Below are 13,126 nucleotides of genomic sequence, written 5' to 3' on the forward strand. Positions count from 1 at the left end.
CCATGACGACGCCCGCCCGCCACGGCTTCGAGGTCGACAGCCGGGGTCACCTCGTCATCGGCGGGGTCGACGCCGCCGACCTCGCTGCGCAGTTCGGCACGCCGCTGCACGTGATCGACGAAGGCCGCGTGCGGGCCAACTGCCGCACCTACGTCCAGACCCTGCGGGCGTCCTACCCGGGCCCGGGCCGCGTGCTGTACGCCAGCAAGGCGCTGTGCACCATCGCGTCCTGCCAGGTGGTCTCCGACGAGGGGTTGGGCCTGGACGTGGTCAGCATGGGCGAGATCCACACCGCCCGGCTGGCCGGCGTGCCGGCCGAGGCGCTGGTCTTCCACGGAAGCAACAAGACCGCCGAGGAGCTCGCGTACGCGCTGGACGTGGGCGTGGGGCGCATCGTGGTGGACAACGACCACGAGCTGCGCACCCTCGACCGGCTGGCCCGTGAGCGCGGGCAGGTGGCCGAGATCCTGCTGCGCGTGACGCCGGGCATCGAGCCACACACGCACAGGGCGATCCAGACCGGCGGGGTCGACTCGAAGTTCGGGTTCGGGTTGCTCGGGGGGGAAGCCGCACGGGCCGTGCGTTGGGCGCTTGGCGCCCGTGGCCTGCGGCTGCGCGGCCTGCACTCGCACATCGGCTCCCAGATCCTCGAGCTCGAGCCCTTCCTGGAGGCCGCGCGCGCCGTCGTCGCGTTCGCCGCCCAGATGCAAGAGGCCGGCTTGCAGCTGGACGAGCTCAACCTCGGCGGGGGGCTTGGGATCCGCTACGTGGCCGAGCAAACCCCACCCGACCGCGCCGTCTTCGTGCGCACGCTGGCCGCCACCGTGCAGGACCTGCTGCACCAGCACCGCCTGCCCCTGCCCACGCTGATGCTGGAGCCCGGTCGCTCCATCGTGGGCGATGCGGGGGTGACGCTGTACACGGCCGGGGCCATCAAGACGATCCCGGGTGTCCGCACCTACGTGTCCGTCGACGGCGGCATGTACGAGAACCCCCGGCCGGCGCTCTACGGGGCCAGGTACGAAGCGGTCGTGGCCACCCGCGCCGATGCCCCGTCGACCCGGACAGTGGCGCTGGCAGGGCGCTGCTGCGAGTCGGGCGACGTGCTGATCTGGGACGCCGCCTTGCCCGAAGTGCGCGAGGGCGACCTGATCGCCGTCTTCGCCACCGGCGCGTACACCTACGCCATGGCCGGCAACTACAACCGGTACCCGCGGCCCGCGGTGGTCTTCGTCCGTGACGGCCAGGCCCAACTCGCCGTGGCCCGCGAGACGCTGGACGACCTGGTGCGGCTCGACCGACCGCTGCGCGCCCGCGTGTCGGACCCGGCCGGCCCGCGCTGATGCTGGGCCTGGAGCTCCCCGCGCTCGTCTTCCGCCTGGTCGCGCTGCTGGTCGCCGCCACCGTCCACGAGTTCGCCCACGCCTGGATGGCGGACCGGCTCGGCGACCCCACGCCCCGCCTGCGTGGCCGCCTGTCGCTGAACCCGCTGGTCCACCTGGACCTGGTCGGGTCGCTGTTGTTGCTGCTCGTCGGGTTCGGCTGGGCCAAGCCCGTCGAGGTCAACCCGCGGAACTTCACGCGCTGGCGGCAGGGCATGATGCTCGTGGCGGCCGCCGGGCCGCTGGCGAACGTCACGCTGTTGTTCCTGCTGGGCCTGGTGGTCCAGGGCGGGGTGGTGGCCGATGGCCTGCTGGGGCGCCTGGTCTTCACGATCATGGTGATCAACGCCGTGCTGGCGGTGTTCAACCTGCTGCCGATCCCGCCGCTGGACGGCTCGCGGATCCTGGCCGGCTTGCTGCCGCCCCGCCAGGCCCTCGCCTACGACCGGCTGCAGCCCTACGGTCCGCTGGTGCTGCTGGTGGTGCTCGTGCTCCCGGGCAACCTCGTCGGGCGGGTGCTGTGGCCGCCCACGCAGTGGCTCGTGCGCGCGGCGCTAGGCGGAGGGTTCTTCTGATGCGTGACGTCCCGACGCCTCCCGGCATGGCGGCGCAGGGCGGGGCCCAGCCCTCAGATGCGGATCGGGATGGCGGTCTGTTCGGGCGCAGCGCGGCTGCGGCCTACACCGTCAAGGTCCCGGGGTTCGAAGGGCCGCTGGACCTGTTGCTGACCCTTGCGCACCGCGGTGACGTCGACCTGTCGGCGATCCCGCTGGCCGACCTCGCCCGGGACCTCCTGGAGCGCACGAAGCGCCGGCTCGACCTGCCGGAGGCCACCGAGGCCCTGTGGATGCTGGCGGCCCTGGTCGAGATGAAGGCCAAGCTGCTGCTGCCCAAGCCGCCGCCTGCAGAGCCGCTGCCGGAGCCGGAGCCGGAGACGACGGACCTCGCCGCGCAGCTGGAAGGGCAGCTGGCGGAGTACCGGGCGTTCCGCGAGGCGGCCGAGGCGCTGCGGGCGCTGGAAGAGGTGCAGCAGCGCATCTTCCTGCGTCCACCGCAGGATCCGGACCCTGCGGACCTGCCGCTGATCGGGTTGAGCCTGGACGACCTCTTCCAGGCGTTTGCGGCGGTCCTGGAACGCGCCCGCCGCAACCGGGCAGCCGAGATCTCGGCCGAGCCCATCCGGGTCGTCGACCGGATGGCGGCGATCCTGCAGGCGGTGCGCCGGGCGCCCGAGGGCATCACCTTCGACGAGTTGTTCCCCGAGCAGGTGACGACGGTCATGATCGTGGTGACCTTCCTGGCCCTGCTGGAACTGATCAAGGACCGCAAGGTGCAGGCCGAGCAGGACGGGCCGCTGGCCCCGATCCGCCTGCGGGCGGTGGCGGCATGATCGACGCCGGCACGCCGGTGAGCATCGCCCTCGAGGACGCCCCAGGCGAGACGCCCCTCGTCCGGCTGGCCGCCGCAGTGGAGAGCGTCCTCTTCGTCGCCGGCGGGCCGGTGCCGACGCGCCGGCTGGCCGAGGTGACCGGGGCGCATCCCGAGGAGGTCGAACGCGCCATTGCCGTCCTACAGACGCGCCTGGCGGACAGCGGGCTGCTGGTCCAGGCGGTGGCCGGAGGGTACCAGCTGGGCACGCGTCCGGAGCATGCGGAGGTCGTCCGGCGCTTCCTCCAGACCGAGCACCGCGAGCGGCTGTCCAAGGGGGCGCTGGAGGTCCTGGCCATCATCGCCTACCGCCAGCCGTGCACGCGTGGGGACATCGAGCAGATCCGTGGCGCGCGCAGCGACTGGCACATCGAGCGTCTGCTGGAACGGCAGTTGATCCGTGAGGTCGGGCGGCGCGAGGCACCCGGCCGCCCGGTGTTGTTTGGCACCACGGACCTGTTCCTGCGGTACTTTGGCCTGCGGGACCTGCGTGATCTGCCCCCACTGGGCGAGCGCGGCGTCCACGCGCTGCTCGACACCCTGGGCTGATGCGGCTGCGGTGGTTGGTGGCCCTGGGCGCCTGCGTCGCCATGCTCGGCGGCGCCGCAGCAGTGACGGACCCGGCCCGGGCAGGGGTGGCCCGCGGCAGCGCTGCAGCGGTGGCAGGCGCGCCACCGGCGGTGGACGCCGCAGCCGCGGTGCTCATGGACGTGCGCACGGGCCGGGTGCTCTACGCGCTCGAGCCACACCGCCGTCTGGCCCCGGCGTCCACCACGAAGATCCTCACGGCGATCCTGGTACTGGAGCGGCTGTCGCTGTCGGCGCCGGTGACGATCAGCGCGCGCGCGGCGACACAACGTGATGGTGCTGCCATCGGTCTGGCCCCCGGCGAGCAGTGGACCGTGGACGAGCTGCTGCACGTCATGCTGCTGAAGTCGGCGAACGACGCCGCGGTGGCCCTGGCCGAGGCCGCTGCGGGCAGCGTGGAGCAGTTCGTGAGCCTCATGAACACCAGGGCACGCCACCTGGGCGCCCGCAACAGCCAGTTCGTCACCCCCCATGGCCTCGACCGCCCCGACCACTACAGCACGGCCTACGACCTGGCCGTGATTGCTCGCTACGGGCTGCACCACCCGGTGTTCGCCGCGCTGGTCCGTACCCGGGCGTGGGTCCTGCAGCGGCCCGGCCGCGAGCCCCAGGAGGTGGTCACGACCAATCGCTTCCTCGCGCGCTACGAGGGTGCGGACGGCGTCAAGACCGGCTGGACCGCGCGCTCCGGTCCGTGTTTGGTGGCCTCGGCCACGCGCGGTGGATGGCAGCTGCTGGCCGTGGTGCTCAACAGCCCCGAGGTGGTCTCGGCAGCCGAGCGCCTGTTGGACTACGGCTTCGTGCGGTTCGAGCCGGTGCGGGTGGCCGCGGCCGGCCAGCGCCTCGCTACGGTCGTCGTGGGGCGCCGGGGCGCACGGGTCGAGGCCGTGCTGGCCGCCGACCTCTACGCGGTGGTCCCACGGGGGACGCCGGTGGCGTCGCGCGTCGTCCTGCGCCAGCCGCTGAGCGCGCCTGTGTCCGCCGGCGCAGTGGTTGGCCAGGTGGAAGCAGTGGCCGGCGGCACGGTGGTGGCGCGGGCGCCGCTGGTGGCCGCGCGGGGCGTACCCCGGTAGCGTGCCCCGGTAGGGTGGAGGCGGGGTGCCAGCGTGTGACGTCGGGCAACGTGGCGACGTGCTCGGCGGTGTGTGCGACGGGCTGAGCGCCGGTGGAGGCCGAACGGCGCACGTGGGAGGCCCGCTACCGCAGCGGAGAACGGCCGCACGACGGCCCGCCGTCTGCGGTGCTCGTCCGCTGGGCGGCGCAGCTGCGGCCAGGACGCGCACTGGACGTCGCCACGGGGTTGGGCCGCAACGCGCTCTTCCTTGCCCGGCGCGGGTGGCGCGTGGACGCGATCGACATCTCGCCGACGGCCATCCGCGAGGCCGCCCGCCGGGCCCGCGCGCAGAAGGTGCGGGTCCGGTGGCTCGTCGCGGATCTCGACCGCTACAGGTTGCCGCGGGCACGGTACGATCTGGTCGTCAACACGTTCTTCCTCAAGCGCCGGCTGTTCCCCCACCTCATGGCGGCGGTGCGTCCCGGCGGGCTGCTGGTAGTGGAAACCCACCTAGCGAGCCCGCGGCCGTCGGCCGACCTCTGGGCCACGCGGCGTGCCCATCGCTTGCGGCCCGGCGAGTTGCGCCGGCGTCTTCGGGCGTGGGAGGTCCTCGAGCTCGCGGAGGGCTACTTCACAGACGGCGGGCAGGGCCGCTGGCTGGGGCGCATCGTGGCGCGCCGGCCGGCGGCGCGCGTGCGGCGGAGGCGCCCGTGACGCGGCGTCTGCCGGTGGTGGCCATCGACGGCCGCAGCGCCTCGGGCAAGTCGACGGTGGCCCGCGCCGTGGCGGCCCGCCTGGGCTTCCGCCACGTGGACACCGGGGCCATGTACCGTGCGGTGGCCCTGGCCGCCCTGCGCCGCGGCGTCCCGCTGGACGACCCCGGCGCCCTTGCGGCGCTGGCGGCGTCGCTGGTGATCGACCTGCGCGCAGACCCCGCCGGATCTCGCGTCCTCATCGACGGGGAAGACGTGACCGAGGCGATCCGAACGCCCGAGGTGAGCGAGGCCGCCTCTGTGGTCAGCGCGGTGGCGGACGTGCGCGCGGCGCTCGTGCCGCGGCAGCGGCAGCTGGGCGCCGGTGGGGGCGTGGTGGTGGAGGGGCGCGATATCGGCACCGTCGTCTTCCCCGATGCGGAGGTCAAGGTCTTCCTCGACGCCTCGCTGGAGGAACGCGCCCGCCGCCGCCACGCAGAACTCGCCGCCAGGGGCCTGCGCGTCGATCTCGACGCCGTGCGCCGCCAGCAGGCCGAGCGCGACCGACGCGACGAGACCCGCACGGTCTCCCCGCTGCGGCCGGCCGCGGACGCCGTGGTCATCGACACCACCGGCCGTCCATCCCACGAGGTCGTCGAGCAGGTCCTCCGGCTCGTGCGGGAGCGTACCGGTGTGGTATAGCTTCTGGAAGCGGTTCTTCCTGCTCTGGTTGCGGGTGCAGTGCCGCTTCCGCGTGGACGGCGCGCACCACGAGCCCGCCTCCGGTCCTGTCCTGGTCGTGGCGAACCACACCAGCGCCGCCGACCCGGTGCTGGTCGCGATCGCCCTGCGCCGTCGTGTGATCACCATGGGGAAAGAAGAGCTGTTCCGGGTGCCCGTGCTCGGCTGGTGGTTGCGCTCGCTGGGCGGGTTCCCGGTGCGGCGGGGCGAGCCCGACCGTCGCGCCCTGCAGGTCGCCGCCCTGGAACTGGCGCGCGGTGGCGTGGTGGTGATCTTCCCCGAGGGGACGCGCAGCGTCGACGGGCGCCTCCAGCCCGCCGAGCCCGGCGCCGCACTGCTGGCGCTCCGCACCGGTGCGCCGGTGCTGCCGGTGGCCGTGGTGGGCGCGCACCGAATGCTGCCCAAGGGCGCACGGCTCCCGCGTCCATACCCGATCGTCGTGCGCCTCGGGCCGCCCCTGTACCCGCCCCGCCTGGACGGCCGCATCGCCCGCGACGTGCTGGACGCCTGGGGCCAGCGGTTCATCGACGCACTGGCCGCGCTGCTGCCGGCCGACCAGCAACCCGCCCGCGGCGCTACGGCGCCAGCACCGTCAGGGCCCGCGGCACCACGCTGAACGTCGCCGGCAGGCGACCGACGAGTTCCCCGTCGGCCTGAATGGCCAGGGGGCCGCCCCGGACGCGGATCACACGCGCGCGTACCTGGCGCACCTTGGCGTGGTGGACGTGCCGGCCGGAAAACACCTTCGGCAGTACGGCCAGGGTCTCGAGCCGGCCCAGCGGGCCAGCCACGACCGCGTCGAGCACGCCGTCGTCGGGCCGCGCGCCGGGCACGAGCCACATGCCGCCGGCGTTCCAGGCCGTGTTGCCCACCGCCAGCAGGAAGATGCGCTCACGCGTGGACGCCCCGTCCACCTCCAGGTCGACCTCGGCGGGCGTGTAGGTGGCCAGCGTCGTCAGAATGCCCGCGACGTACATCACCGTGCCGCCGACGAGTTTGGGCCAGCGGTTCACGCGGGCCGCGACCTCGCCGTCGAATCCCACGCCGGCGATCGTCACGAAGTACCGGTCGTTCACCCGGCCCACGTCGACCTGGCGCAGGCCGCAGCCCGGCAGCGCCCTGGCCGCCGCCAGCGCGTCGCGCGGCAGCCCGATGGCGCGGGCGAAGTCGCAGCCCGTTCCCACGGGGACGATGCCCAGCGGGCCGCCCCGGCCCGTCGCCAGCAAGCCGTTGACCACCTCGTGGGCCGTGCCGTCGCCGCCGACGGCCACCACCAGGTCCGCACGCGCCGTCCGCGCCACCTCCAGGGCGTGTCCGCGCCGCTCCGTCATGGTGGCCGCAATCGACCAGCCGGCCTGTTCCAGCACCGAACGCACCTGGGGCCAGATGCGGGCGCCGCGGCCCCATCCGGCTTGCGGGTTGACGATGGCGCAGACGCGCACGCACGGACCTCCAGCCGTTGGGTTCCTCCGACACCTACGGGGTGCGCGCCGCGACTCCTCCTGCGTGTTATGGAGCGTACGCGCGGGGGTCCTCGTGTGGGCCTGGCCTGGGTGCTGCCGTGACGACCTGCTGCGCACACCGCACGACGCTTTTCGCCCCGGCTTCGGCGGTACTGGTAGCTGCTGAGGCCCGCCGGCAGGAGTCGTGCGGTGTTGTCGCGGACTCTACAGCGGGCCCATGGGCACGCCTGTGGTGGTCGAGGTGCTGGCGCCCGGGCTGGGTGCGCCGGTCGTCCGGGGGCTGCCGCGCTGGGAGAACGGCAGCGGATCTCCGCTGCCGTCCCGATCGCGAGCGTACGAGCTGTACCGGATGCTCGATACGCTGCGGCAGCGCTTCGACGCCCAGGTGGTGGTCCACGTGCTCGAGCCGTTCTCGGTGGCGTGGATGCTGCGGGTTCTCCGGTTTCGGCCTCGCGGCTACCCGGCGTTCATCGTGGGCGGACGCGCCGTGGTCGTCGGGTTGGACGAGGCGGCCCTGCTGCGCGCGGTCGGCAGTTGCCTTCGCGCACGGTGGGCATCGCGTCGGTGAGCCCGCCCGGCGGACGGCCCGGTGAGGCCGAGCCCGCGGCCGTGGGGTGGCGGCGGATCGCGGCGGGCCTGCGGCGGTTTCCGGTGGTGCCAGCACTGCGCGGAATCGAGGATGCCCGTGAGGCCCTGCACCGTCCCGGGGCGGCGGTGCTGGTGTTCAAGGGGACCATCTTCACGCTGCGGGAGGTGCTGCAGCTGGCCGCGGGGCGACGGCCGGTACTGGTGCACCTCGACCTGCTGGAGGGGATCGGCAAGGACGAAGCCGGCGTGCAGCTGCTGGCCGAGCTGGGACTCCAGGGCATCGCCAGCACCCGCGCGCAGCTGGTGCGTCACGCGGTCCGTCACGGGCTGGTGGCGATCCAGCGGGTCTTCGCCGTGGATTCCGACGCGCTGGCGACCGGCCTGGCCTCGGCGCGCGACGCGGGCCCCCATGCCGTCGAAGTGCTCCCGGGCTTGATGGTGCCCTACGTCAGCGACCTGCTGGGCCGGGGGTTGGAGGTGCCGGTGCTGGGTGCCGGGCTGGTGCGCACGCCGGACCACGTCCGGACCATTCTGGCCGCAGGCGCGGTGGGCGTCTCCAGCAGCACCCGGGCCCTGTGGGGGCTGGAAGCCCCCGACCTCCGGTAGGTCCGCCCCGGTGCCTTGCATGCCCCATGAGGTCCGCGTGTCGCGCTGCGTGTTGCGCTGCAGGCCTGGCGCCCCGGGCCTTGCGCCCGCCGTGCCGCGGTGGAATAATTACGATGAGAACTGCATAGGTGCGGGCGAGTCTGGAGAAAACCCGCCGTGGGCCAGAGGGCTGGCCGGGCGGGTTTTTGTGCTGAGCGTGACCGCTTGCGCCGGCGAAGGTGCACGGCATGCAAAGGGAGGTGGAAGTCGTGAAAGGACCTCGAACATGGCTGCCGATGCTCAGCCTGCTGGTCTGTGTGGTCGTGGCAACCGGTGTCGTCGCGCTGGGCGCCCCGGCACCACGGCTCGTGCGCCTCACGTTCTACTACCCCGTGGGAGTGGCGGGGCCGCTGGCGCGCGTCATCGACGAGATGGTCGGGGAGTTCAACAAGCAGACGCCAGGCATCGAGGTCGTACCCGTCTACTCCGGCGACTACGACCCGACCATGCAAAAGGTGCAGACGGCGGTCATGGGGGGCAACCCGCCCGACATCGCGATCGTCGAGATCTCCGAGATGCCGACCCTGCTGGCCATGGATGCGCTGATCGAGCTGGATGGCTACGTGCGTGCCGAGGGGCGCTCGTGGCTGGCGGACTTCTTCCCGGCCTTCCTGCAGAACAGCTACTCCGATGGCAAGTTCTATGCCGTGCCGTTCCAGCGAAGCACGCCCGTTTTCTACTGGAACAAGGAGGCGTTCAAGGAGGTGGGGCTTGATCCCGATCGCCCGCCCACGACCTGGGATGAACTCGAGGACTACGCGAAGAAGCTCGTCAAACGCGACGCTGCCGGCAACATCCAGCGCTGGGGGGTGACGATCTCCGGAGGGTGGAACGACTGGCTGTTCGAGGCGTTCGTCCGCCAGAACGGCAGCGAGCTGCTGAACTACGAACGGCGCAGGCTGCGCTTCGACTCCCCTGAGGCGATCGAGGCGCTACGCTTCTGGGTCACTTTGACCAACGACCTCAAGGTGGCCCCGCCCCACAGCACCTGGGCGTCCACGCCTCCGGACTTCGTCGCCGGGCGGACGGCCATGCTGTACCATTCGACGGGCATTCTAACGTTCCTGAAGAACTCCGCGAAGTTCCCGTTCGGCGTGGCGTTCATGCCCCGGAAGAAGCAGTACGGCGCAGAGGTGGGCGGCGGCAACTTCTACGTGTTCAAGAAGATTCCCAAAGCCAACCAGGACGCCGCCTGGCAGTTCATCCGGTGGATGGTGACGCCCGAACGCGCCGCCCAGTGGTCCATGGCCTCGGGGTACATCGCGGTGCGGCGGTCCGCGTACGAAGTGCCCGCCATGCGCGAGTTCACCGACAAGAACCCCGAGTACCTCGTAGCGCGTGAGCAGCTGCAGTACGCAGCGGGCAAGATGATGGCACCCAACTTCCAGCGGCTGCGGGAGATCCTCAAGCGGGCCCTCGACGACGCCACGGGCGGGCGCGTCCCGCCGGATGCTGCGCTGCGCCAGGCGCAGCGCGAGGCCGAGCGCGTCCTGGGCGCGTGGTTGAGACCGCAGTAACGTCGGGCGCCTCGGTGCCGCCTGGCGGTCGGCGTGCCGGGGTCTGGCGGGGGGAGCGGGCGCTTCTCTACCTGCTCCCCTCGCTGGTCTTCCTGGCGGTGTTCACCTACATCCCCATGCTGCGGGCGCTGGCGACCAGCGTGCTGGCGTGGAACGTGGCACACCCGCAGCCTGTCTTCGTCGGACTCCGCAACTACCAGCAACTGCTAACAGAACCGGTGTTCCGCTTGGTGGTGCGGAACACGTTCCTGTTCGCCGCCGTGGGGATCCCCGTGACCATCGGGCTGGGGCTGTTCCTGGCAGTGCTTTTGAACGAACGCTTGGGGGTCTTGCGGGCGGTGTACCGGGCGGCGGTGTTCTACCCCACGATGCTGCCCATGGCCGCGGCGGCCATGCTCTGGGTGTGGTTGCTGAATCCGGGCATCGGCCTGGTGAACTACTACCTGGGCAAACTCGGCGTGCCGCGCATCGAGTGGCTGTACGACATGAACTGGGCGCTCCCGGCCATCATGGTGACGTGGATCTGGAAGAACGTGGGCTACCTCACCATCCTGTACCTGGCCGGGCTCCAGGCGATTCCGTCCGATCTGCTCGAAGCTGCCAGCGTGGAAGGTGCCGGCTTCTGGCAGCGGTTTCGGCACGTGACCTGGCCGCTGCTGGGGCCCACGACGGTGTTCGTCGTGGTGGTGTCGGTCATCAACTCCTTCCAGATCTTCGATGCGGTGCACATCATGACGCAAGGCGGGCCGGCAGATCGCACCAACGTGCTGGTGTACTACGTCTACCAGCAGGCCTTTCGGTTCTGGGATATCGGGGTGGCCAGTGCGCTCACCGTGTTGTTCGTGGGGTTCCTGCTGTTGCTGATCCTCGTTGCGGTCCGCCGCATGGAGCAGGCGGTGTTCTATGAGGTCTAGTTTGGTGCCTGTGGCAGCATGGGCACGTCACGCCGCGGCGTCCCGCCGGATGGCATGGGTGCGGCGACAGGCGGCGGCCGCCGCGCTTCATGGCGTCCTGGCCAGCGCCGCGCTGGTGATGCTGGCGCCGTACCTGTGGGCCCTGTCGGCCTCCGTGAAGAGCCGTGCCGAGGTGTTTACCCCGGTGCCCCAGTGGTGGCCGTCAACGTGGCAGTGGACCAACTACCTCGACGTGTTCCGCTATGCGCCGTTTGGCACGTACTTCCTCAACACGGTGGTCGTCGTCCTCGGGATCCTCGGCGTGCAGCTGGTGACCATCACGCTGGCGGCGTTTGCCTTCGCCCGCATGGAGTTCCGCTTTCGCGACGTGCTCTTCTACCTGTTCATCGTGCAGATGATGCTGCCCGTGCATGCCGTCATCGTGCCGAACTACCTGACCATGAAGAGCCTGGGGTTGCTCGACACCCGGCTGGCGATGATGCTGCCGTTCTGGGCCAGCGGGTACGGCACCTTCTTGTTGCGGCAGGCGTTCCGGCAGGTACCCCAGGAGCTCGAGGACGCGGCATTGATCGACGGATGCAGTGGGCTTCGCTTCCTCTGGAGCATCCTGCTGCCCCAGGTGCGGCCCACGCTGGTGGCGTTCTCGCTCATCAGCATCGTGACCCACTGGAACGACTTCCTGTGGCCGCTGATCGTCACCAACACCCCAAGCGTCCGGACGCTGACGATTGGCCTGGCGATGTTCGTGCAGCAAGAGAGTGGCGCCGACTGGACCCTGCTCATGGCGGCCACGGTGCTGGTGACGTTGCCCCTGCTGGTGGCGTTCGTGGTGTTCCAGCGGAAGTTCGTCGAGAGCTTCATGTACGCGGGGTTGCGGTGATCGTGTACCGAGGAAAATTCACGGACGACGGGGAAGTCAGACCCCGGGACCCTGTGGTACGCGCAGACTGCCGAGGAGAGGGGCTGAGACGACGATGAGGCGGATCATGCGGACAGGTGCGCTGGCAGTGGCACTCGCGGCCGTGGTCCTGCCGGCCGCGTGGCTCGGCGCCCAGCCGGCCATCGAGGACCGGCTGGTGATCATCACGCCGGTGGCGCGGACCGTGGCCGACCCCACCGTGGCCGCGTTTCGCGAGTTCGCGCGGCGGCAGTTCAACGTCGACGTGCGGGTGACGGTGGTCTCCGCCGGCACCCCGGTGGCCTACGGCCGCATCCGCGAGTGGGGCGGCCGGCCCGAGGCCGACATCTTCTGGGGCGGGGAGCCGGCCCTGTTCGACGACCTGGCCGAGCGGAAACTGCTGGCCCCCCTGGAGCTGCCCGAGGCCGTCTGGCGCGAGATCCCGGCGGCCATCGGCACCCCCAAGCAGGTGCTCCTGAAGGACCCGCGGGGGTTCTGGGTGGGATGCTGCCTGACGCCCTACGGGCTGGTCTACCACCCGCGGCTGCTGAAGCGGCTGGGGATGGACGCGATCCGCGACTGGGACGACCTGCTCGACTGCCGGCTGAAGGGCCAGGTGGCCCAGGCCACGCCCGACCGCTCCAGCTCCAACCACGCCTCCTACGAGGTCATCCTGCAGATGCACGGCTGGCAGAAGGGGTGGGAGTGGGCCCAGCGTCTGGGCGCCAACACCGGCATCTTCGTCGCCCGCAGCCGCGACGTGCCCACCGTGGTGGCCAAGGGCGAGTTCGCCGTGGGCTTCGCGGTGCCGGCCTACATGGCGTTCGAGGACGTGCTGGACGGCCACGACCTGAAGTACGTGCACCCCACGGCGGCCTTCGTCACCCCCGAGCCGCTGGCCATCCTGGCCGGATCGCGCAACCCGCGGGCGGCCCGGGCCTTCATCCAGTACGCGCTCAGCGACGAGGGGCAGCGGGTGATGATGGCCCGCGGCCAGTACGGCATCACCCCCAAGCACCGGATGGAAGGGCCGCCGGGCTCGCCGCTGGCGCGCATGGCCGAGTTTGCAGGCATCAAGTCGTTCTTCGACCGGCCCGTGCGCAACGTCTACGACGACAACGTGGCCCAGCAGCGCTACAGCCTGGTCAACGATACGTTCCGCAAGCTCATCGTGGAGCGGCACAACGAGCTGAAGCGCCTCTACTGCCCGTGACGG

Annotated in this window: 15 protein-coding genes; 14 read left to right on the top strand and 1 reads right to left on the bottom strand. The window is 71.4% G+C overall.

The window, feature by feature from the left end; all coding sequences use genetic code 11:
* Positions 1 to 2 precede the first annotated feature (2 nt).
* The 8 genes from lysA to QN157_11720 all read left to right on the top strand — a co-directional run bounded on the left by lysA (position 3) and on the right by QN157_11720 (position 6,501).
* Positions 3 to 1,343, top strand: a complete 1,341-nt coding sequence (lysA, locus tag QN157_11685) for a diaminopimelate decarboxylase (protein ID MDR7556253.1) — start codon at positions 3 to 5, stop codon at positions 1,341 to 1,343.
* Positions 1,343 to 1,957, top strand: coding sequence for a site-2 protease family protein (locus QN157_11690; protein ID MDR7556254.1), 615 nt, complete (start codon positions 1,343 to 1,345; stop codon positions 1,955 to 1,957). Before lysA ends, QN157_11690 begins: the two co-directional genes overlap by 1 nt.
* The gene (locus tag QN157_11695) at positions 1,957 to 2,772 is read left to right on the top strand and encodes a segregation/condensation protein A (GenBank protein ID MDR7556255.1); all 816 of its coding nucleotides are present in this window, start codon (positions 1,957 to 1,959) and stop codon (positions 2,770 to 2,772) included. The genes QN157_11690 and QN157_11695 overlap by 1 nt, the downstream gene beginning before the upstream one ends.
* Positions 2,769 to 3,359, top strand: coding sequence for an SMC-Scp complex subunit ScpB (gene scpB / locus QN157_11700; GenBank protein ID MDR7556256.1), 591 nt, complete (start codon positions 2,769 to 2,771; stop codon positions 3,357 to 3,359). The genes QN157_11695 and scpB overlap by 4 nt, the downstream gene beginning before the upstream one ends.
* Positions 3,359 to 4,471, top strand: a complete 1,113-nt coding sequence (locus QN157_11705; protein MDR7556257.1) for a D-alanyl-D-alanine carboxypeptidase family protein — start codon at positions 3,359 to 3,361, stop codon at positions 4,469 to 4,471. The genes scpB and QN157_11705 overlap by 1 nt, the downstream gene beginning before the upstream one ends.
* Before the next feature lie 92 nt (positions 4,472 to 4,563).
* Positions 4,564 to 5,166, top strand: a complete 603-nt coding sequence (locus tag QN157_11710; GenBank protein ID MDR7556258.1) for a class I SAM-dependent methyltransferase — start codon at positions 4,564 to 4,566, stop codon at positions 5,164 to 5,166.
* Complete coding sequence (gene cmk, locus QN157_11715; GenBank protein ID MDR7556259.1) at positions 5,163 to 5,846, top strand: (d)CMP kinase; 684 nt, start codon at positions 5,163 to 5,165, stop codon at positions 5,844 to 5,846. The genes QN157_11710 and cmk overlap by 4 nt, the downstream gene beginning before the upstream one ends.
* On the top strand, positions 5,836 to 6,501 hold the full coding sequence (locus QN157_11720) for a lysophospholipid acyltransferase family protein (protein ID MDR7556260.1): 666 nt from the start codon (positions 5,836 to 5,838) through the stop codon (positions 6,499 to 6,501). The genes cmk and QN157_11720 overlap by 11 nt, the downstream gene beginning before the upstream one ends.
* Here the strand turns inward: QN157_11720 and QN157_11725 are convergent.
* Positions 6,461 to 7,327 carry a diacylglycerol kinase family lipid kinase gene (locus QN157_11725; protein ID MDR7556261.1) on the bottom strand — a complete coding sequence of 289 codons (867 nt, stop codon included), beginning with the start codon at positions 7,325 to 7,327 and terminating at the stop codon, positions 6,461 to 6,463. The genes QN157_11720 and QN157_11725 overlap by 41 nt on opposite strands.
* Before the next feature lie 238 nt (positions 7,328 to 7,565).
* Between QN157_11725 and QN157_11730 the strand changes: the two genes are divergently transcribed.
* From QN157_11730 to QN157_11755, 6 genes are all read left to right on the top strand, one after another.
* A complete protein-coding gene (locus QN157_11730; GenBank protein ID MDR7556262.1) occupies positions 7,566 to 7,916 on the top strand; it encodes a hypothetical protein in 351 nt (116 codons plus the stop codon).
* On the top strand, positions 7,913 to 8,542 hold the full coding sequence (locus QN157_11735) for a glycerol-3-phosphate responsive antiterminator (GenBank protein ID MDR7556263.1): 630 nt from the start codon (positions 7,913 to 7,915) through the stop codon (positions 8,540 to 8,542). The genes QN157_11730 and QN157_11735 overlap by 4 nt, the downstream gene beginning before the upstream one ends.
* A 248-nt stretch (positions 8,543 to 8,790) precedes the next feature.
* Positions 8,791 to 10,098: an ABC transporter substrate-binding protein gene (locus QN157_11740; protein MDR7556264.1), complete on the top strand. Its 1,308-nt coding sequence runs from the start codon at positions 8,791 to 8,793 to the stop codon at positions 10,096 to 10,098.
* A 14-nt stretch (positions 10,099 to 10,112) separates the two neighbouring features.
* Positions 10,113 to 11,012: a sugar ABC transporter permease gene (locus tag QN157_11745; protein ID MDR7556265.1), complete on the top strand. Its 900-nt coding sequence runs from the start codon at positions 10,113 to 10,115 to the stop codon at positions 11,010 to 11,012.
* Positions 11,013 to 11,061: 49 nt separating this feature from the next.
* Positions 11,062 to 11,892, top strand: coding sequence for a carbohydrate ABC transporter permease (locus QN157_11750; GenBank protein ID MDR7556266.1), 831 nt, complete (start codon positions 11,062 to 11,064; stop codon positions 11,890 to 11,892).
* Positions 11,893 to 11,998: 106 nt separating this feature from the next.
* Complete coding sequence (locus QN157_11755) at positions 11,999 to 13,123, top strand: extracellular solute-binding protein (GenBank protein ID MDR7556267.1); 1,125 nt, start codon at positions 11,999 to 12,001, stop codon at positions 13,121 to 13,123.
* The last annotated feature ends 3 nt before the right edge of the window (positions 13,124 to 13,126 follow it).

The organism is Armatimonadota bacterium, from assembly GCA_031459855.1.
Lineage (GTDB): Bacteria > Sysuimicrobiota > Sysuimicrobiia > Sysuimicrobiales > Humicultoraceae > Fervidifonticultor > Fervidifonticultor primus.